Below are 19731 nucleotides of genomic sequence, written 5' to 3' on the forward strand. Positions count from 1 at the left end.
GAGACGGCGGTACGGCGGAGGGCGGGCGGCCGGCGACGGCCGCCCGGGTCACTCCTGGACTTTGCCGCCGGTGATGCGGGAGATGGCGAGGGCGACGAGGATGATCAGGCCGTTGAGGGCGCCGATCCACTGGGCGGGGACGCCGCCCAGGGTCAGCACGTTCTGGATCATGAAGAGCAGCAGGATGCCGCAGAACGCGCCGAACATGGTGCCTTTGCCGCCGTTGAGGCTGATCCCGCCGATGACGGCGGCCGCGAACACGGTGAAGATGTAGCCGTTGCCCTGTGCCGAGGCGACGGAGGCCAGTCGGCCGGAGAGCAGCAGTCCGGCGAGGGCGGCGAGCACGCTGCCGGTGACGATGACGATCCACAGCACCCGGTCGGTGCGGATGCCGGCGGCCTTGGCCGCGTCGACGTTGCCGCCGATGGCGTACAGCGAGCGTCCGAAGCTCGTCCAGCCGAGGACGACGATCGCGACGGCGAACAGCGCCAGGCAGATCCAGATCGAGGCGGGCATGCCGAGCCACTGTGCGGTGCCGAGGTAGAGCATCGACTCCGGCAGCTGGAAGAAGGTCTGGCCGCCGGAGATGCCGGTGAGGACGCCGCGCACGACGATCAGCATGCCCAGGGTGACGATGAACCCGTTGAGGCCGAAGCGGATGATGAGCAGGGCGTTGATCACACCGATGAGCGCGCCCACGGCGAGGGTGATGGGAATGGCCAATGCGCCGGGGAGCAGTCCGAGGCCGTGGGTCGCGCCGGTCGGCACCACCAGCCAGGCCGCGACACCGGGCGCGAGGCCCATGGTGGACTCCAGCGACAGGTCCATCTTCCCGACGATCAGGACCATGGTCTGGGCGAGGACCAGCAGGGCGATCTCGGACATGGTCTGGAGGACGTTGATGAGGTTGTCGGTCTGGAGGAAGACGGGGTTGACGATCTGTCCGACGACGGCGATGACCACGATGGCCGGGACGAGCGCGAGGTCGCGCAGTCGGGCCAGGGGTATCCGGCCGCCGAACAGTGCGGCGTGCTTGGGCCGCGGGGCATCCGGGGCTTTGGCGGCGGTGTCCGCGACGACGGTCTCAGGCATGCAGGTCCACTCCTTCCATCGCGGCCACGAGGTCGTGGTCGTGCCAGCCGCGGGCGATCTCTGAGGTCACTCGGCCCTGGAACATCACCAGGACCCGGTCGCACATGCGCAGGTCGTCGAGTTCGTCGGAGGCGATGAGCACTCCGGTGCCGGTTTCCGCGGTCTCCTCGACCTTGCCGAGGAGGAACTCCTTGGAGCGCACGTCCACGCCCGCGGTCGGGTTGATCAGGACCAGCAGCTTCGGGTCGTCGGCCAGGGCGCGGGCCATGACCACCTTCTGCTGGTTGCCGCCGGACAGGGCGGAGACGGGCAGGTCGGGGCCGGGAGTCTTGATCGCCAGGTGCTCGATCATGCCTTCGGCGAGCCGGTCGCGGCGACTGCGGCTCAGGAACCCGTTGTTGCCCAGCTTCTTGGGCACCGACAGGGTGGCGTTGTCGGCGATCGACATGTCGGGGACGAAGCCCTGATGGTGCCGGTCCTGCGGGACGAACCCGGCGCCGGCGGCGAGCGCGGCCGGCACGCTGCCGAGCCGGGGCCGGTTGCCGGCGATCTCCACCTCCCCCGCCGTGGGCGCCCGCAGTCCTACGACGGTCTCGGCGACCTCGGTCCGGCCGCTGCCCGCGGCCCCCGCGAGGCCGACGATCTCTCCGGCGCCCACCTGGAATGTGACACCTTGATAGGTCTCGCCCTCCAGGCCGCTGACGCCGAGGGCCGCCGTGGCACCGGCGTCCAGTGAACTCGCCCGTTCCTCGCGGCTGTCGGCGGCGGCCTCGCCGGTCATGGCGGCGACGAGTTCGGTACGGGGGAGCTCGGCGACCGGCGCGGTCACGATGTGCCGGGCGTCCCGGAACACGGTCACCATGTCGCAGATCTCGTAGACCTCCTGGAGGTGGTGACTGATGAACAGGAAGGTCACGCCCTGCCGTTGGAGGTCACGGATGCGGTCGAAGAGCCGGTTGATGGCCGCGCCGTCGAGCTGGGCGGTCGGCTCGTCGAGGATGATGAACCGGGCGCCGAAGGACAGGGCCCGGGCGATCTCCACGAACTGCCGCTGCTCCACGCTGAGGTCACCGGCCGGGGTCTGCGGATCCACGTCCACCGACCACGTCGACAGCAGCTCCTGTGCCCGGCGGCGCACCCCCTGCCAGCTGATCAGCGGGCCGCGGGCGCGATCGTGCCGGTTCAGGAAGAGGTTCTCGGCCACGGTCAGCGTGGGGATGATCGTCGACTTCTGGTAGACGCACGCCACCCGCCGGCGCCAGGCGTCGCGGTCGGCGAGCCGTGGTGCGGGGCTGCCGCCGAAGGTGACCGTTCCCTCGTCGGCGGCCTGGAGTCCGGTGAGGACGGACACCAGGGTCGACTTGCCCGCTCCGTTGCGGCCGACGAGCGCGTGGGTCTCGCCGGGCCTGATGGTGATCCCGGCGCCGTTGAGAGCCACCGTCGGACCGTATCGCTTGACTATGCCCGCCGCTTCGACGACGGGCAGGCCCGCGTGGGCCTGGCCGTCGTCCGCCGGGGCGGGCGCGGGGGTGGCTGTTCGCTCCCCGTCACTCATCGCAACCGCCTTGTGTTGGATAGCCGTTGGGTTCAGAAGAGCTGTCAGCCGAGGTTGTTGCCCCACAGCGACTTGTCGCCGCTCTTCACGCTGGGCACCCCGCCGTAGGTGCCGCCGTCGGCGGTGACCAGCGGCGCGGACAGCTGGTCCTCCAGCACACCCTCACGGACCTGGATGATCGTGCTGTCGTGATCGGTCTTGCCGGGCTTGAACGTCTTCCCGTCGATCGCGGCCTTCAGGTAGTACAGCGCGTACTTGGCATAGAGGTCGGCCGGCTGCGAGACGGTGGCGTCGATCTTGCCCGCGGCGATGTCCTTGAGCTCCTCGGGGATGCCGTCGTTGGAGACGATGAAGACGTGCTTCTTGTCCTTGGGGTCGACCAGCAGGCCCTTCTGCTTGAGGACCTGGAGCGTGCCGGACAACGCGAAGCTGGACTGCATGTAGACGCCCTTGATGTCCGGGTGGGCGGTCAGGTCCGTCTGGAGCTTCTGCGCGGCGACGGCGCCGTCCCAGTTGGTGGCCTCACCGAACACCTTGATGTCCGGGTAGTTCTTCTTCATGCAGTCGTTGAACGCCTCGGTACGGTCACGCCCGTTGATGGAGTCCAGGCCGCCCTGGAGCATGACGACCTTGCCCTTGCCGCCCAGCTTGGTGCCGAGGTACTGGCAGGCCTTCTCGCCGTACGCGCGGTTGTCGGCGCGCACCACCATGAACACCTTGCCGGTGTCGGGGCGGGTGTCCACGGTGACGACCGGGATCTTCTTCGCCTCCAGCTGCGCCAGCGTCGGCGCGATGGCGGCGGTGTCCTGCGGGGCCATCGCCAGGCCCTTGACGCCCTGGCTGATGAACGTCTGCGCGTTGGCCGTCAGCTTGGCGACGTCGTTCTGCGAGTTGGTGGTCTTCAGGTCCAGCCCCAGCTCCTTGGCGTACTGGGGGGTGTACTTGATGTACGAGTTCCAGAAGTCGGTGTCGGAGCGCGGGTAGTCGACGCCGACCAGCGGCTTGTCGCTCGACGAGGACGAGGTGGAGCCGCTGCCGCACGCAGTGAGCAGTGCCAGTGCGGACAGGGTAGATACTGCGGAACAGAGGGCTGTCCTGAGTCTCATCGGTGCTTCCTCGCGCCGGTCCCGTAGCGGGAGATGTTTCGCCTCGACGACATCTGCGTATCGCCGTTCAGCAGAGATGGGATGTTTATAGGCCTGCCTCTGCCGCACTGTCCAGACCCTTGCGGCACTTCATGGAGAAGTGCCAGCTCACTTCACGCGACAAGGACAAGTGCAGGCCAGATCCATCCCATCAATCATCATCGCTGGCCAAGCGGATCCAGCCACGAGGAGCCTGGCAGACATGCCATGTTTAAGCCCTGGAGAATCACAGCAAAGCCCCACAAAAGGGTTAAAACCCCTGAAGCGCCAGCGCTTTTCATCCCTGCACACTGGTTGACATCCCCAGGAGACATGGCGGACCTTCGTCCGTAACAAGTGGCGCTCCGCGCACAGGAGTTACGCCCCCTTGTGTTCTCAGCTCTCCCCCTCCCCCCTCTGCAACAGGGATGTCTCCATGCCGAGTTCGTTCAACAGACGCCACTTCCTGGCCGGCGCCACCGGTGTGGCCGCAGCTGCCGTCGCCGGAGGGATCTTCGGCTCCGGCACCGCTCAGGCGGCGCCCAGCACCTACACGCCCGACTGGAACTCAGTCGACCAGCACCCGCCGGCTCCGGAGTGGTTCCAGGACGCGAAGTTCGGGATCTACTTCCACTGGGGAGTCTTCAGCGTCCCGGCCTACGACAACGAGTGGTACCCGCGCAACATGTACCAGTCGGGCAGCAACGCCAACCAGCACCACATCGCGACCTACGGCCAGCCCGCGGCGTGGCCGTACCACAACTTCATCAACGGCGCCCAGGACCTCGCGGGCAACTTCGTGAAGTTCGCGCCGAAGCTGAAGTCGGCCGGCGGCAAGTTCGACCCCGACGAGTGGGCGCAGCTCTTCGTCGACGCCGGCGCCAAGTTCGCCGGGCCGGTCGCCGAGCACCACGACGGCTTCTCCATGTGGAACAGCCAGGTCAACGAGTGGAACTCGGTGAACAAGGGCCCCGGCCTCGACCTCCTGCAACTCTTCACCACCGCCATCCGCGCCAAGAACCTCAAGCTGCTGGTGGCCATGCACCACGCGTACAACTTCACCGGCTTCTACCAGTACGCCCCCGCCCAGACGGACGCCAGCCTCAAGAAGCTCTACGGGCAGCTCGGCGCGACCGCGGAGAACCAACTCTGGTACGACAAGCTCAAGGAGGTCATCGACCGCGCCCAACCCGACATCCTGTGGCAGGACTTCAACCTGAGCGCCGTCGACGAAGCGCAGCGCCTGAAGTTCCTGTCCTACTACTACAACCAGGCCAACAGCTGGGGCCGTGAGGTCGTCGCCACCTACAAGGACGGGTTCAACGGCAAGGGCGAGGTCTTCGACTACGAGCGCGGCGGCCCGGCCGATCTCACCACCCCGTACTGGCTGACCGACGACAGCATCTCCAGCAGCAGTTGGTGCTACACCCAGGGCATCGGCTACTACAGCATCCCGCAGATGCTGCACTCGTTCATCGACCGGGTCAGCAAGAACGGCAACATGCTGCTGAACATCGCGCCCATGGCGGACGGCACCATCCCCCAGGCGCAGAAGGACATCCTGCTGGGCATCGGTGACCATCTGAAGCGCTTCGGCGAGTCGATCTACGCGACCCGCGCCTGGACCGAGTACGGCGAGGGTCCGACGAAGATGGGCGGCGGCTCGTTCACCACCCCGCACGCCGGCACCGCGCAGGACATCCGCTTCACCCGCAACAAGGCCGGCAACGTCCTGTACGCCACCGTCCTGGGCTGGCCCGGCAGCTCCCTCACGATCAAGACCCTTTCCTCGGACCGCATCAATCTCTCGTCGCTGTCCTCGGTGAAGCTCCTCGGCACCACGGCCGGCACCTACATCGACCTCCCCGCTCCGGCCCAGAGCTCCTCCGGCCTCACGGTCACCCTGCCGTCCTCGGCGCCCTACAGTGCGAACGCGTACGTCCTCAAGCTCACCTTCTCCGGCACGATCCCGGCGCTCCAGCCGCTCGGCGGAGCGGTCGCCTTCGCGGACGTCAACTACACCGGAACCTCTGCGGTGCTCCCCCTCGGCGACTACACCACGGCCGGCCTCACCTCGGCCGGGCTCGGCGCGGGCAGCATCTCCTCCCTCCGGCCGGCCCCCGGCTACCAGGTGATCGGATACTCCGGGGACAACTTCAGTGGCACCGCCTGGACCTTCACCGCCGCTAACCCAGACCTGCGCGTCACCGGCAACAACGACCAGATCGCCTCCCTGCGGGTCCAGTTCAACCCGGCGACGTACTTCCGGCTCACCAACGCCACCAACGGGCTCGCCCTGGACAGCGGCGGCAACGTCGCCTCCGGGTCCAACCTCAAGCAGTGGACCTGGGACGGCAGCACCAACCTCCAGTGGCGCGCGGAGGCGCTCGACGGCGGCTACTACCGGCTGGTCAACCGGACCAACGGCATGGTCGCGGACGGCTGGGGCGCCACCGCCAACGGCGATCCGGCCCGCCAGGCAGCCTGGAACGGCGGCAGCAATCAGCAGTGGAAGATCGTCGCCCGCGGCGGCAACCGCTACTCGATCGCCAACCGCACCACCGGCCTGGTCCTCGACGGCGGCGGCGACGTCGCATCGGGCTCCGTCACCAAGCAGTGGACGTACGACGGCAGCAGCAACCTGCTATGGGTCTTCACCGCGCAGTGACCGGCGGCTCCACGGTTAGGGGGCGTCCCTGGGCTCGGCGGCTGCCGCCGAGCCCAGGGACGCCCTGTCCAGGCGCCCTGCGCCTGCCGCGTGGCTTCAGCGGATCTAGCCTGGAAGCAACCGCTGGAAGTGTGCCCCGGCAGGCACGGCCACCCGGACGGAGGTGTCGCTCGTGGACAGGGCCGGCGAGCAGGATGCCCCCACTGCCGCCGTCGTCGTCGACCCGAACGGCGCGGTGAGCGGCTGGAGCGAGGGCGGACGGCTCCTGCTGGGCTGGTCGGCGGAGGACGTCGTCGGGCGCCCCGTGACCGAGCTGCTGGCCGGTCCCGCACCCGCCGGGTTCCCCGAGAGCCATGAGAGCGCCCGAGGCCCCGCCGGGCCCATCCCCCTGCGTCATCGGGACGGCTCCACGGTGGATGCCGTGGTGACGGCTCAACCCCTGTCCGGCACCGGCGGGCGGGGGCTCGGGCACGTGGTGACCGCCCAGCGCTGGGAAAGCCGCCCGGTGATCGCCGACCGAGCCTTCGAGCAGTGTCCCTTCGCTCTGGGTGTGTACGACCCTGAGCTGCGGTTTCTGTGGATCAACGCCTCCTCGGCGCGGGTGATCGCGCACTCCGAGGACCAAGTGATCGGCAGAAAGTACCGCGAGGTGCTGCCCGAGTTCGACCGCACACTGTTTCCCGAAAGGGACGACAAGCCCTACACCGACGCGCTCGCCCAAGTGGCGAGGACGGGCGAGCCCACGCGTCTCATCACGGTCTTCCGTCCTCGCGGCAGTGACTATGCCAATGCCTGGGCCACGAGCATCTGGCCGGTCCGAGATACCGAAGGCACCGTCCGCGCGATCGCCAACTGGGGATTCGACATGAGCGCCGAGTACTGGGCTCGGCAACGCCTGCTCATCCTCAACAACGCCAGCGGCGGCATCGGCCGGACACTCGACGTGATCGGCACCGCCCGAGAACTGGCCATGACCCCGGTGCCGCGATTCGTCGACCAGGTCAGCGTGGACCTGTTCGACGAGGTGCTGCGCGGAGAGGAACCACCCTCCGAGTCCGCGGCCAATCCGCACGAGGCGATCGGACTCGTCCGTGCCGCCCAGCACAGCGCGCAGGACGGCACCGACCGGGATGCCGGGCCCCCGACGCCGGTCACACACAGCCCCGGCTCTGTCGCCGCCCGCTGCATGGCGACCGGCAGATCCACGGTCGAGCTCGCCACCGACCCCGGCCAGGGCGGCGAGTGGGCCTTCGGGCCCGGGCTCGCCGCCGACCCCGCCCACTGGCCACCGGGCAACCCGGTGATCGACGCGTCCCTCGCCAGGGACGGGCTGACGGGCCGGATCACCGTGCCGCTCCGGGCGCGCGGCGCGCTGCTCGGCGTCGTCGCCTTCTCCCGCCTGGACCGGCCGGAGGCCTTCACCGCCGACGACCTGATCCTCGCCGAAGAGCTGGCCGCCAAGGCGGCCGTCGCCATCGACAACGCCCGCCGCTACTCGCGCGAGCGCACGACCGCACTGACCCTGCAACGCAGCCTGCTGCCGCAGGGACCGCCGAACCAGGAGGCGGTCGAGGTGGCATCCCGCTACCTGCCCGGAGGCACCGGCACGGAGGTGGGCGGTGACTGGTTCGACGTCATTCCGCTGTCCGGGGCCCGGGTCGCCCTGGTCGTCGGCGACGTGGTCGGCCACGGCCTGCACGCCGCGGCCAGCATGGGCCGACTGCGCACGGCCGTACGCACCCTCGCCGACGTCGACCTGCCACCGGACGAGCTGCTGACCCACCTGGACGACCTGGTCCTCCACCTCGCCGGCGACCTCCGCCCCGACAACCACTTCCAGCCGACCGGCGAGTCCGGGGCCACGTGCCTGTACACCGTCTACGACCCCGTCTCCCGGCGCTTCACCCTGGCGAGTGCCGGCCATCCCCTGCCACTGGTCATCTCCCCGGACGGCACCAGGACCCCGGTACCCGCCCACCCGGGACCGCCGCTCGGCATCGGTGGTCTGCCGTTCGAGGCCACCGAGCTCGAACTGCCCGAGGGCACCCTGCTCGCTCTCTTCACCGACGGACTGGTGGAGAGCCGCGAGCGCGACGTCGACCAGCGGATCACCGAGCTCCAGCACGCCCTCACCGACGCGACCACCCCGTTGGAGCCGCTGTGCGACACGGTGATGGACGCCATGCTCCCCGATCGCCGCACCGACGACGCCGCCCTGCTGCTCGTTCGCACCCGCGCGCTGGCCCGCCATCACGTCGCCGACTGGCCCGTCGAGCCCGACACCGCGCAGGTGCCGCGCGTCAGGAAGCTCGCTGTCGACCAGGTGGACGCCTGGGGCCTGGAGGAAGCGGCGTTCGTCACCGAACTGGTCGTCAGCGAGCTGGTCACCAATGCCATCCGCTACGGCGAACCGCCGATCAGGCTCCGGCTGATCCGGGACACCTCCCTGATCTGCGAGGTCTCCGACGCCAGCAGCACCGCCCCGCACCTGCGCCGGGCCCGCGCCTTCGACGAGGGCGGCCGGGGCCTGCTGCTCGTCGCCCAGCTCACCCAGGGGTGGGGCACGCGGCACACCACCGAAGGCAAGACCATCTGGTGCGCCCAGACCCTCACCCCGCCCACGCCGCTATGACACCCGTTCCGTCGAGGAGCACGTGCTCACACCTCTGTGACACACGTACTCGACACGTATGTCGCAGCGGCGAGGCCGGCCGGTGGGCAGCCGGCCGGCCTTTCACATCAGGGGGTCATCAGGTGCGGGTCCAGCGCTGGTTGCTGCCGCCCGAGCAGCTGTACAGCTGGATCTGGGTGCCGTTCGCGGTACCGTTCCCGACGGCGTCGAGGCACAGACCGGACTGGACTCCGACGATGGATCCGTCGGAGTTGAGGCGCCACTGCTGGTTGGTGCCACCCCAGCAGCTGTAGATCTGGACCTTGGCGCCGTTTCCGGTGCCGGCCGCGTCCAGGCACTTGTTGCCGTAGACCCTGAGCTCACCGGCGCTGGTCGACGTCCACTGCTGGTTGGTGGCGTTGTTGCAGTCCCATAGCTGGACCTGGGTGCCGTCGGTCGTGCTGGCGTTGGGAACGTCCAGGCAGCGACCCGAACCGACGCCCTTGACCTGTCCGCCGCCCGACGGAGGCGGCGTGGTGGTGCCGCCGTTCAGAGCGTTGAGAACGGAGGTGTAGGCGGCCTTCTTGCTGCCGTCGCCGTTGAACAGCAGCGGCGTCTGCTCCGCACGCCAGGAGTCGGAGTCGCGCACACCCCAGACGGTGATGCCGAGGCAGCGCGAGACGGCCAGGCAGTCGTTCACCACGTTGGCGTACGTCGTGGGCGAGGCGCCCTGGATGTCGAGTTCGGTGACGGCCACGTCGACGCCGAGAGCGGCGAAACTCTGCAGGGTTGTGCGGTAGTTGCTGTTGTACGGGCTGTCGTTGTTGAAGTGCGACTGGAAGCCGACGCAGTCGATCGGTACGCCGCGCTGCTTGAAGTCCTTGACCATGTTGTACACGGCCTGCGTCTTGGCCCAGGTCCAGTTGTCGGTGTTGTAGTCGTTGTAGCAGAGCTTGGCGGCCGGGTCGGCGGCGCGCGCGGTGCGGAAGGCGACCTCGATCCAGTCGTTGCCGGTGCGCTGAAGGTTGGAGTCGCGCCGGGCACCCGAGTTGCCGTCGGCGAAGGCCTCGTTCACGACGTCCCACTGGGCGATCTTGCCCTTGTAGTGGGCCATCACGCCGTTGATGTGGTCGATCATCGCCTGGCGCAGGCTGCTGCCGCTCAGGCTCTGCATCCAGCCGGGCTGCTGGGAGTGCCAGGCCAGGGTGTGTCCGCGGACCTTCTTGCCGTTCTGCACGGCCCAGTTGTAGACGCGGTCACCGGCGGTGAAGTTGAACTGGCCCCGCTGCGGCTCGGTGGCGTCGATCTTCATCTCGTTCTCGGGCGTGACCATGTTGAACTCACGGCCCGCGATCGAGGTGTACGCCGAGTCGCCCAGCCTGCCCGAGGCGATGGCGGTACCGAAGTAGCGGCCGCTCTGCGCCGCCGCGGCCCCGAGTGTGCTTTCGGCGGCGTGCGCGGGCGGCGGCGTCACCAGGGCGACCACCGCGCTGAGGCCGATGGCGAGCAGCGCCAGCGGCGCGCTGCGGGTCCTCCGGCGGTCTCCGGCTCTGGGAAGGGCGTTCAAGCCCATGGCTGTGCCTCCAAGATAGACATCACGGAATGGCTGACGCGCAGGGGAAGACCGGACACCGCGCACTGTTTCGGCACGGGTTCGGGGGTGCTCCAAGGTGTCGCACGGCTCTTGCGGTTCGATATTCCGAACTTTGGTCGTCCCTCGGTGACGGATGATTGAGGCATTGACGGTGGATCGTCAATACATTGCACCGAGAAAGTTTCCTTGCTCTCTACGAAACATTCGAGCATGCATCAGGCCGGATATCAGGCCCTGACACTTGAGCGTGGGTGGATTCCGCAAGATCCAAACCGTGATCAACGTCGGCACGCGAAGCCGCCATTTCACCTTCGCATGCCTGGTCAACCCCCTTGAAGAGGAAAGCCGCACCACGCCCTCCCCTAGCGCTCCCAGCCGGCGCGACACCTCGCCACACCCCGAAGCGCCGGAACTGTTTGAAGACAGAACAGCGCGAGACCTTGACCGAGGGACATCGCATTTCTATGTTGTGGCGTCGAAAGATCCGGGAACTCATCGAAAGTTTCGAGGAGTTCATCTTCTTCGGTCCGACCGCTCCGCGGTTCGCCGACACCACTTCGCCCCGCCCTCGAAGGAGGCCCTCAGATGTGGTTGCGCCACCGGTCCACGGTCCCGCTCAGACGCTTACTCGCCGTCCTCTCGCCGCTTCTGCTGGTGGCCACCTTCCTCGGCGCGCAGCCCGCCAGCGCGGCGACCGTCGATCCCAACGCCACGTATGTGCTGGTCAACCGCAACAGCGGCAAGGCCCTGGACGTCTACAACATGGCGACCAACGACGGCGCCCGCATCACCCAGTGGACCAGGAACGACCAGAGCCAGCAGCAGTGGCAGTTCGTCGCCTCCGGGGACGGCTACTACCGCATCAAGTCCCGTCTCTCGGGCAAGGTGCTGGACCTCTACAACTGGTCCACCGTCAACGGCGGTTCGATCGTCCAGTGGACCGACCTGAACGCCACCAACCAGCAGTGGCGGCTGGCCGACAGCTCGGACGGCTACGTGCGGCTCATCTCGCGCCACACCAACAAGGCCCTCGAAGTGCAGGGCGCCTCCACCGCCGACAGCGCGAACATCGTCCAGTACGACGACTGGGGCGGCACCAACCAGCAGTGGCAGCTCGTGAAGGTCGGCGCCGACACCCCCGGAGCGTGTGATCTTCCGTCGTCCTACCGCTGGTCCTCGACGGGCGCGCTGGCGCAGCCCAAGTCCGGGTGGGTCTCGCTCAAGGACTTCACCGTCGCCCCGTACAACGGGAAGCAACTCGTCTACGCCACGACGCACGACACGGGGACGAAGTGGGGTTCGATGAACTTCAGCCCGTTCACCAACTGGTCGGACATGGCCTCGGCCAGCCAGAACACGATGTCGTCCGCCACCGTCGCACCCACGCTCTTCTACTTCGCGCCGAAGAACATCTGGGTGCTCACCTATCAGTGGGGCGCGACGGCCTTCTCCTACCGGACGTCGAGCGACCCCACCAACCCGAACGGCTGGTCATCGCCGCAGGTGCTGTTCTCCGGAAGCATCTCCGGCTCCGGAACGGGCCCCATCGACCAGACGGTCATCGGTGACGGCACGAACATGTACCTGTTCTTCGCCGGCGACAACGGCAAGATCTACCGCGCCAGCATGCCGATCGGGAACTTCCCGGGCAGCTTCGGAAGTACCTCCACGGTGGTCATGAGCGACTCGACGAACAACCTGTTCGAAGCCCCGCAGGTCTACAAGTTGCAGGGCCAGAACCGCTACCTCATGATCGTCGAGGCGATCGGCTCCCAGGGCCGCTACTTCCGTTCCTTCACGGCCACGAGCCTCAACGGCACGTGGACGCCGCAGGCCGCCACCGAGAGCAACCCCTTCGCCGGCAAGGCCAACAGCGGCGCCACCTGGACCAACGACATCAGCCACGGTGAACTGATCCGCACCACCGCCGACCAGACCATGACCGTCGACCCCTGCAACCTCCAACTCCTCTACCAGGGGCGCAGCCCCAACTCGGGCGGCGACTACGGCCTCCTCCCCTACCGTCCGGGTCTGCTGACCCTTCAGCGCTGACGGCATGACAAGGACCGGGCGGGCTCGACGGAAGACCGAGCCCGCCCAGGTCCGACGCCAGGGTCAGGCCTGATGCGTGCGCGCTGTACGCGGCACCGTGGCAGCATGAGCGGCTTCAGCGAAGCTCGCAGGGAGGCTTGCCGTGTCCGACCTCGACAGCCAGGTTCCCTACTGGGATGCCGCCGCGCGCACGAAGACGTTCACCCACCCGCTCCACCTGCCCTGGCTCGACGGGATCAGCAGGCACGCCGCGATCCTCGACTACGGATGCGGATACGGCCGCATCATGAAGGAGCTCGAACGGCACGGCTTCGGCGACCTCACGGGCGTCGACACCTCACCGGAAATGACCAGTCGGGCACGCGCCCTGCACCCCACCCTGCGCTTCGCCACCCTGAACGCACCCCCGGCTTCGCCCTGTCCGGACGCAGGCTTCGACGTCGTTCTGCTCTTCGCCGTACTCACATGCATCCCCGGCGATGAAGCCCAGCGCCGGCTGATCACCGAGCTGAACCGCGTCCTCAAGCCCGGCGGGATCCTCTACATCAGCGATCTTCTGCTGCAGGACGATGAACGCAACCGCATCCGTTACCACCGCCATGCCGCTCGATACGGCAGCTACGGCGTGTTCGAAACCGGCGACGGTGCGGTGTGCCGCCACCATCCCCGCGAGTGGTTCTCCACCCTGCTTGCCAGGTTCCGCACCCTCGACACCCGGACCATCACGGTGCCCACCATGAACGGTCACGAGTCCACCGGGATCCAGATCCTCGCCCGCAAGCCCGCGAGCCCGCAACGCGGTGCCGTCAGCCCCGGCGGACCGCGCCCAGCTGGGCCCGGTGCAGGTCCGGGGCGGTGAAGCGCTGGGCCACCGTGCGCAGCACGCGGGCCATCGCCTGGGCGGGTGGGGTGGCGGGGCGGGCCGCGGCGCGGGCGAGGAGGATGCGGCGGGTGGGAGCCGGGACGTCGGAGGCGAACGGCAGGAGGCGTACGTCGCTGCGTCGGCTGGTGAGCGCCAGGCGGGGTGCGAGCGCGATGCCGAGTCCGGCGGCGACCATGGCCTGCGCCTCCTGGTAGTCGTGCGAGGAGTAGGCGATGCGTGGTTCGAACCCCGCCTGGCGGCAGCTGCGGCGCAGGACGTCGGCGACGGGGTGGTTGTCGGCACGGATGATCCACTCCTGGTCGGCGAGGTCGCCGAGCCGCACGGAGGGACGGGTGCGCAGGGGTGAGTCGGCGGGGACGACCAGCACCGTGGGGTCGTCCAGCAGGTGGGTCAGGGCGAGCGCCGGATCGTCGAGGCGGTTCCACTCGTAGTCCCAGAGCAGCCCTTGGTCCACCTCCCCGGTGTGCAGCATCTCCCTGAGCTCCGCGAGGACTCCGGCACGCACCTCGATGCGGATGCCGGCGTGGCGCCGTCGGAAACGTGTGAGCGCCAGCGGCAGCAGCGAGGCGCTCGCCGTGGGGAAGGAACCGAGGCGCAAGCTGCCCTGGTCGAGGGCGGTGAAGGAGTCCAGGTCGGCCTGGGCGGCCCGGAGTTCACGGCGGATGGCCTGACCGCGTTCGGCCAGCGCGGCGCCCGCCGGGGTGGGGCGGATACCACGGGGCAGCCGCTCGATGAGGGGCTGCCCCGCCTCCTGTTCCAGCAGGGACATCTGCTGGGAGGCCGCGGAGGTCGTCATGCCGAGGGCCTCCGCCGCGGCCGTGAGCGACCCGCGTTCGGTGGCCTCGGTGAGCAGCAGCAGACGGCGCACATTGAGCATGCCGCTGACTTTAGCCGAGCTAAACCCAGGTGAAGCGAACTGCGATTGTTCCGAAGTCACACCTCTGCGAAGGTCTGCGCAATCGCCGAGCGGTTCACCGGCCCGCAATGCGCCCGTAACCACCGCCTCGGCCCTTCCCTACCTCCGTTGATCCAGGAAGAGCCTCAGACGTGCACATTCCCGCGACCCTGGTACGTGGCGGCACCAGCAAGTGCTGGCTGTTCAACCAGGTCGATGTCCCCGCCGACCGCGGCGACCTCGAAAGGCTGCTGGTCGCCGCGTACGGCGCCACCGATCCGGTAGAGCTGGACGGGGTGGGCGGGGCGACCCCCACCACCTCGAAGGCGGCCGTCGTCAGCGCCTCGCCCCGGCCCGGCATCGACGTCGACTATCTCTTCGCCCAAGTCGGCATCGGCACAGGCTCGGTGGAGTGGACGAGCAACTGCGGCAACTGCGCCACCGGTGTCGCCCTGTACGCGGTGGCCAAGGGGCTGGTTCCGGTCACCGGCGACCGGACGCGCGTGGTGATGCGCAACATCAACACCGGCGCGATCCTCGAAGGGATCGTCGACACCCAGGGCGGTGTGGTGCGCCACTTCGGCCGCCAGACGGTACCCGGCACCCGGGCCGGCGGGGTCGCGGTCGGCCTCACCTTCCGCGACCCCGCCGGCGACTCCGGCCGACTGCTCCCCACCGGCCGGGCCGCGCAGGACCTGCGGGTCGGCGCCGCCAAGCCGCTCCGCGTGAGCATGGTGGCCGCGGGCGCTCCGGTCGTCCTCGTCGACGCCGCCAGTGCGGGGCGCACCGGCGCCGAGTCCGAGGAGCGGATGCGCGCGGACGTCCCCTGGCTGCGCGGCGTCCGTCATGCCGCCGCGCCGCTGATGGGGCTGCTCCGGCCGGGCGAGGAACCGGGCGACGCGGTGCCCAAGGTGGGCCTGGTCGGCCCGCCGGTGCCGTACACCACGCCTCTCGGGGAACGGGTGGCGGCCGAGGACTACGACGTGTCGGTGCGGATGCTCTCCATGAACGCCCCGCACCCCGCCATCGGACTGACCTCGGCCGTAGCCGTCGCGGCGGCCGGGCTGCTGGAGGGGTCCGTGGTCGCCCTCATCACGGGCGGCCCGAGGGACGAGTGGCTGCGCCTCGGCACGCCCGCCGGTGTCGTCGCGGTCCGCTGCACCGACGTGCGGGACGGCCTGCCGCACCGGGTCACCGTGCAGCGCGCGGCCCGGCTGCTCGCCGACGCCCGGATCTACGTACCGGAGGGAGGCCAACCGCAGGCCGCCTGAGCCGCGACGCGGCTCAGGCGACGCATCTCACCACGGTCACGCCGGCTCCCCGCCGTCCGCACCGCGATACCCTCGCGCCCTCGGGGCGCGCCTCCCGTCCCCACCGCACCAAGGACAAAGATGTCTGTTGAAGTGATCTCCATAGGCGCCCTGTTGGTGATGTTCGTGGTCGGCACCGCGCTGCCGATCAACCTGGGCATCCTCGCCTTCGTCGCCACCTTCGCGGTCGGGACCGCCTCGCTCGGCCTCACCGAGGACGAGATCTTCGAGGGGTTCCCGGCGAAGCTCTTCGTCACCATCGTCGGCGTCACCTACCTGTTCTCCGTCGCCCGCCGCAACGGCACCATCGACTGGCTCGTCGCCGCCGGGGTCAGGCTGGTGCGCGGCAAGGTCGAGCTCATCCCCTGGGTGCTGTTCCTGGTGGCCGCCCTGCTGACGGCGTTCGGTACGTTCACCCCGGCCGCGGTCGCGATCCTCGCGCCGATCGGCATGAACTTCGCCTACCGCTACAAGCTCAACCCGCTCGTCGTCGGCATGATGGTGATCAGCGGCGGGCACGCGGGCGCGTTCTCCCCGCTGGCCGTCTCCGGTGCGCTGGTGCTCGGTCTCGTCGACAAGACCGAGGTGCACGTCTCGGCGGTGACCCTGTTCAGCGCCAGCTTCGTGATCAACCTGGTGCTCGCGGTCCTCACGTACGTCCTGCTCGCAAGGCGTCCCGCCCCGCTGGCCGAAGGCGCCGCGGAAGCGGCCGACGACGAGGACCTCGCCGTCTCCGGCAGGCCCGACTGGCGGCAGTGGCTCACCCTCGCCTCCCTGGTGGCCCTCGTCGTCGGCGCGCTCGGCTTCCACCTGGAGATCGGTTTCCTGGCGCTGGCCGCGGGCTCTCTGCTGGCGCTGGTGGACATGAAGCGGCAGGAGAAGGCCGTGGACGGCGTCAGCTGGTCCACCCTGTTGCTGGTCGCGGGCATGATGACGTACATCGCGATGCTGGAGAAGGCCGGCATCATCGAGGAGATCTCCGAGCACGCCGCCGACCTGGGCGCCCCGCTCGTCGTCGCCCTGCTGCTGTGCTTCACCGTGGCCATCACCTCCGCCTTCGCCTCCTCCACCGCGATCCTCACCGCGATCATCCCGCTCGCCGTTCCCCTGCTGCTGTCCAGCCATCTCAGCGCCGCGGGCCTGATCGCCGCGCTCGCCGTCTCCACGACGATCGTCGACACCTCTCCCTTCTCTACCAACGGAGCGCTGGTCCTCAGCAACGCCCGCGGCGTGGACACCCGCCGCTTCTACCGCCAGGTCATCGGCTACACGAGCGGCATCGTCGCCTTCGGCCCCGTCATCGCCTGGGGCGCGCTGGTCCTGCCCTGGTCGTAGCTCACGTACCGACCGGCAATGCGGAGGGCGCCGCACCACGTACGGCGCCCCCGCCGAACTCGGCGCGGCGACGCGCTCATCAGCCCCTCCGTCACCCGGCGGCTGATCACCGAGTTCGCCGACCGCCCCGGACCACACGCGCCGGCCCGACCGCCGCCTCGACGCCCGGGACCGCTCCCAAGTCGTCGTCATGGCCTACGAGTACGGCATGGTCACTCCCGGTCGGCTCACGGACTGACCCCGGGAGGGGCGCGGCGAACGAGATGGGGGCGCGGCCCCGGCTCGCTGGGGGGAAGGTACGAGCCGGGGTCGCGCGGCGCGGTGAACAGCGGTGCGGCCGAGCGGGTTTGTGCGGTGCGGTGCGAGGCCGGAAGCGCGCGCCGGCGTCGCTCCGGCGGGATCAGTAACCGTAGATCATCTTGTAGGCCGCCTCGGGGAGGAAGTCCCCGGCCCTGGAGCCGGCGCCGATGCCGCAGTTGCCGTCCGACTCCCCCGGGGTCTTGATCCACAGCAGCATCTCGGCGCCTCCGCCCATCCGGGTGGGCGTGCCGATGCGGCGGCCGGAGGGGTTGCACCACTGGCCGTTGGAGCCGTTGGCGTTGCGGCTGGTGTCCACGACGAAGGGCTTGGTGTAGCCGTAGCGGGCGCTGAGTTCACGGTTGACGGCGTCGCCGAAGGCGGTGTTCTCGGCGGTCGTGAAGTAGTTGGAGACGTTGAGCGAGAAGCCGTGGGCCTGGCGGAGGCCGGCCTCGTGGAGGCGCCGGGCCATGGTCGCCGCGTTGGTCCAGGCGGGGTTGCCGGCGTCCATGTAGACCCAGGTGTTGGGGGCCTGGCGGCTGAACTCGCCGAGGGCGCCGGTGAGCATGGCCTCGCGTTCGTCGATCTGGGCCTGGTTCATGCAGCCGTAGTCCCCGAGGGAGTCCGGTTCCAGGATGACGACGGCCGGGCGGCTGCCGATCCCTCCGGCGAACTGGGCGATCCAGCTGGCGTAGGCGGACGGCGAGGAGGCGCCGCCGGCGGAGTGTCCGCCGCAGTAGTCGCGGTTGTAGACGTTGTAGGCGACGAGGATCGGCAGCTTGTCGGCCTGGTCCGCGGCTCCGACGTAGGCCCCGGTGGCGGTTCCGATGGTGCCGCTCCAGGAGCCGAACCAGCGGGCCATCGGGGTGTTGGCGATGGCCGAGTTGATCGCGGGGGCCCGGCCGTCGCCGGGGTTGGCGGCCACCCATCGCTTCGCCGTGGAGTTGGGGTCCACGTGGAACCCGCTCGTCATGGTGGTGGGGTCGGCCGCCTGAGCGGACGGTGCGGCGGCGAGCGCCAGCGGCAGGGCGCAGAGCGCTGCCGCCAGGGTGCGGAGTCTGCGGCTCATCTCAGGACCTCGGTTTCCTGGCAGGGAATGTCGGGGCTGGGAGCGCTCCCACTGGAAGCGGTCCCAATCGTGGAGTCGGCTGGTTCAACTGTCAATGGCTGTGGCGGAGTTGGACGAAACGGAGTGATGCGGCGGCTAATACTGGAAGCGCTACCAGTGCCCAGACGTGACGATCTCCCCGCCTGTGACAGACTCCCGCTCCATGGCAGAAGATCCGCCGCGCAGGCAGCCGACGCTCGACGAGGTGGCCGAACGCGCCGGCGTCTCCCGTTCCGTGGCCTCCCGCGCCCTCAACAACGCCCCGCACGTCAGCCGCGCCAAACGCGAGGCCGTCGAGCGGGCCGTCCGGCAGCTCGGTTACGTCCCCAACCCGACGGCCCGCGCCCTGGCCACGCAGCAGACGGGAGCGGCCGCGCTGGTCGTCTCGGGAGAGAATCCGTCGATCTTCGCCGACCCCTTCTTCGCCCAGGTCATCGTCGGGGCCACGACCGCCCTGGAGGACGCGGACCTGCACCTGATGCTGTGTCTGGCCGCTTCCGACCGGGGCCGCAAGCGGGTGGCCGAACTGCTGCGCTCCAGGGGCGCCGACGGCGTCATGCTGATGGCGCTGCGCGAGGACGATCCGCTGCTTCCCCTCGCCGAGGAGACGCGGATGCCCGTGGTGTTCGGCGGGCGTCCGGTCGGCGCGGCGCCCCGGTGGTACGTCGATGTCGACAACGCCGGCGGGGCACGCGAGGCGACCGAGCACCTGGTCGCGCGCGGCCGGACCCGGGTGGCCGCGCTGTGCGGACGGCTGGACACCGAGGCCGGTCGCGCCCGGTACCGCGGCTACCGGGACGCCTTGTTGGCCGCGGGCCTCGATCCGTTCCCGCCGCAGGAGGGCGACTTCACCGAGCCCAGCGGCGCCGCCGCCATGGCCGCGCTGCTGGCGAACCACCCTGACGTGGACGGCGTGTTCGCCGCCAACGACAACATGGCGGCGGGCGCGCTGCGCACGCTGCGGAAGGCGGGCCGGCTGGTTCCCGACGACGTCGCCGTGGTCGGCTTCGACGACCTGGCCGTCGCGCAGATCGCCGACCCGCCGCTCACCACCGTCCACCAGCCCATCCAGGCGCTGGGACGGGAGATGGCGCGCATGCTGGTCTCGCTCGTCAACGGCCAGGACCCCACGCCGCTGATCCTGCCGACCCGCCTGGTCGTCCGCTCCAGTGCCTGACCACCGCGCCGGACCCCGGCCGGAGCCGGG

The 19731-nt window shown here is 69.4% G+C and carries 13 protein-coding genes and 1 pseudogene; 8 read left to right on the forward strand and 6 right to left on the reverse strand.

What is annotated here, in order from left to right; genetic code table 11:
• Positions 1–48: 48 nt before the first annotated feature.
• The 3 genes from EJC51_RS03540 to EJC51_RS03550 are packed head-to-tail and all read right to left on the reverse strand — an operon-like array spanning position 49 to position 3753.
• Positions 49–1092: an ABC transporter permease gene (locus tag EJC51_RS03540; protein ID WP_126269638.1), complete on the reverse strand. Its 1044-nt coding sequence runs from the start codon at positions 1090–1092 to the stop codon at positions 49–51.
• Positions 1085–2647, reverse strand: a complete 1563-nt coding sequence (locus EJC51_RS03545) for a sugar ABC transporter ATP-binding protein (protein ID WP_126269639.1) — start codon at positions 2645–2647, stop codon at positions 1085–1087. Before EJC51_RS03545 ends, EJC51_RS03540 begins: the two co-directional genes overlap by 8 nt.
• A 44-nt stretch (positions 2648–2691) precedes the next feature.
• Positions 2692–3753: a sugar ABC transporter substrate-binding protein gene (locus EJC51_RS03550; protein WP_126269640.1), complete on the reverse strand. Its 1062-nt coding sequence runs from the start codon at positions 3751–3753 to the stop codon at positions 2692–2694.
• 454 nt (positions 3754–4207) lie between these two features.
• On the opposite strand from EJC51_RS03550, the gene EJC51_RS03555 reads away from it, so the two are divergent.
• Together EJC51_RS03555 and EJC51_RS03560 are read left to right on the forward strand one after the other, a co-directional pair.
• Positions 4208–6439 (forward strand): alpha-L-fucosidase, encoded by a 2232-nt coding sequence (locus EJC51_RS03555; RefSeq protein ID WP_126269641.1) that lies wholly within the window; start codon positions 4208–4210, stop codon positions 6437–6439.
• A 172-nt stretch (positions 6440–6611) separates the two neighbouring features.
• A complete protein-coding gene (locus tag EJC51_RS03560) occupies positions 6612–9071 on the forward strand; it encodes a SpoIIE family protein phosphatase (protein WP_126269642.1) in 2460 nt (819 codons plus the stop codon).
• 118 nt (positions 9072–9189) lie between these two features.
• Here EJC51_RS03560 and EJC51_RS03565 read toward each other — a convergent pair whose 3' ends face one another.
• Positions 9190–10623 (reverse strand): endo-1,4-beta-xylanase, encoded by a 1434-nt coding sequence (locus EJC51_RS03565; protein WP_126269643.1) that lies wholly within the window; start codon positions 10621–10623, stop codon positions 9190–9192.
• A 606-nt stretch (positions 10624–11229) separates the two neighbouring features.
• Here EJC51_RS03565 and EJC51_RS03570 point away from each other — a divergent pair.
• Positions 11230–12696, forward strand: a complete 1467-nt coding sequence (locus EJC51_RS03570) for a non-reducing end alpha-L-arabinofuranosidase family hydrolase (protein WP_126269644.1) — start codon at positions 11230–11232, stop codon at positions 12694–12696.
• 142 nt (positions 12697–12838) lie between these two features.
• Positions 12839–13555, forward strand: a complete 717-nt coding sequence (locus tag EJC51_RS03575) for a class I SAM-dependent methyltransferase (protein WP_126269645.1) — start codon at positions 12839–12841, stop codon at positions 13553–13555.
• On the opposite strand, the gene EJC51_RS03580 is transcribed toward EJC51_RS03575, so the two are convergent.
• The gene (locus EJC51_RS03580; RefSeq protein WP_097259626.1) at positions 13503–14456 is read right to left on the reverse strand and encodes a LysR family transcriptional regulator; all 954 of its coding nucleotides are present in this window, start codon (positions 14454–14456) and stop codon (positions 13503–13505) included. The genes EJC51_RS03575 and EJC51_RS03580 overlap by 53 nt on opposite strands.
• 170 nt (positions 14457–14626) lie before the next feature.
• Here EJC51_RS03580 and EJC51_RS03585 point away from each other — a divergent pair, with 170 nt between their 5' ends.
• The 3 genes and pseudogenes from EJC51_RS03585 to EJC51_RS48570 form a co-directional block, all read left to right on the forward strand.
• Entirely contained in the window at positions 14627–15745 is a 1119-nt protein-coding gene (locus tag EJC51_RS03585; protein ID WP_126269646.1) for a PrpF domain-containing protein, read from the forward strand.
• Between the two features lie 120 nt (positions 15746–15865).
• Positions 15866–17119: an SLC13 family permease gene (locus tag EJC51_RS03590; RefSeq protein ID WP_244362458.1), complete on the forward strand. Its 1254-nt coding sequence runs from the start codon at positions 15866–15868 to the stop codon at positions 17117–17119.
• Positions 17120–17170: 51 nt separating this feature from the next.
• Positions 17171–17357, forward strand: a pseudogene (locus tag EJC51_RS48570) (DNA-binding response regulator); the annotation flags it as partial.
• Positions 17358–17519: 162 nt separating this feature from the next.
• Here EJC51_RS48570 and EJC51_RS03600 read toward each other — a convergent pair.
• Positions 17520–18485, reverse strand: coding sequence for a glycoside hydrolase family 6 protein (locus EJC51_RS03600; RefSeq protein ID WP_126269647.1), 966 nt, complete (start codon positions 18483–18485; stop codon positions 17520–17522).
• A gap of 202 nt (positions 18486–18687) precedes the next feature.
• Between EJC51_RS03600 and EJC51_RS03605 the strand changes: the two genes are divergently transcribed.
• Positions 18688–19701 (forward strand): LacI family DNA-binding transcriptional regulator, encoded by a 1014-nt coding sequence (locus EJC51_RS03605; RefSeq protein WP_165951321.1) that lies wholly within the window; start codon positions 18688–18690, stop codon positions 19699–19701.
• Positions 19702–19731: the final 30 nt, after the last annotated feature.

It is taken from the genome of Streptomyces aquilus (assembly GCF_003955715.1).
GTDB classification, from domain to species: Bacteria; Actinomycetota; Actinomycetes; order Streptomycetales; family Streptomycetaceae; genus Streptomyces; species Streptomyces aquilus.

What these genes read in the sequence shown, in the direction of transcription:
- EJC51_RS03545 (WP_126269639.1), bottom strand. Translation starts at nt 2,647, where the DNA reads ATGAGTGACGGGGAGCGAACAGCCACCCCCGCGCCCGCCCCGGCGGAC.
- EJC51_RS03565 (WP_126269643.1), bottom strand. Translation starts at nt 10,623, where the DNA reads ATGGGCTTGAACGCCCTTCCCAGAGCCGGAGACCGCCGGAGGACCCGC.
- EJC51_RS03540 (WP_126269638.1), bottom strand. Translation starts at nt 1,092, where the DNA reads ATGCCTGAGACCGTCGTCGCGGACACCGCCGCCAAAGCCCCGGATGCC.
- EJC51_RS03590 (WP_244362458.1), top strand. Translation starts at nt 15,866, where the DNA reads ATGTCTGTTGAAGTGATCTCCATAGGCGCCCTGTTGGTGATGTTCGTG.
- EJC51_RS03570 (WP_126269644.1), top strand. Translation starts at nt 11,230, where the DNA reads ATGTGGTTGCGCCACCGGTCCACGGTCCCGCTCAGACGCTTACTCGCC.
- EJC51_RS03605 (WP_165951321.1), top strand. Translation starts at nt 18,688, where the DNA reads ATGGCAGAAGATCCGCCGCGCAGGCAGCCGACGCTCGACGAGGTGGCC.
- EJC51_RS03580 (WP_097259626.1), bottom strand. Translation starts at nt 14,456, where the DNA reads ATGCTCAATGTGCGCCGTCTGCTGCTGCTCACCGAGGCCACCGAACGC.
- EJC51_RS03550 (WP_126269640.1), bottom strand. Translation starts at nt 3,753, where the DNA reads ATGAGACTCAGGACAGCCCTCTGTTCCGCAGTATCTACCCTGTCCGCA.
- EJC51_RS03600 (WP_126269647.1), bottom strand. Translation starts at nt 18,485, where the DNA reads ATGAGCCGCAGACTCCGCACCCTGGCGGCAGCGCTCTGCGCCCTGCCG.
- EJC51_RS03555 (WP_126269641.1), top strand. Translation starts at nt 4,208, where the DNA reads ATGCCGAGTTCGTTCAACAGACGCCACTTCCTGGCCGGCGCCACCGGT.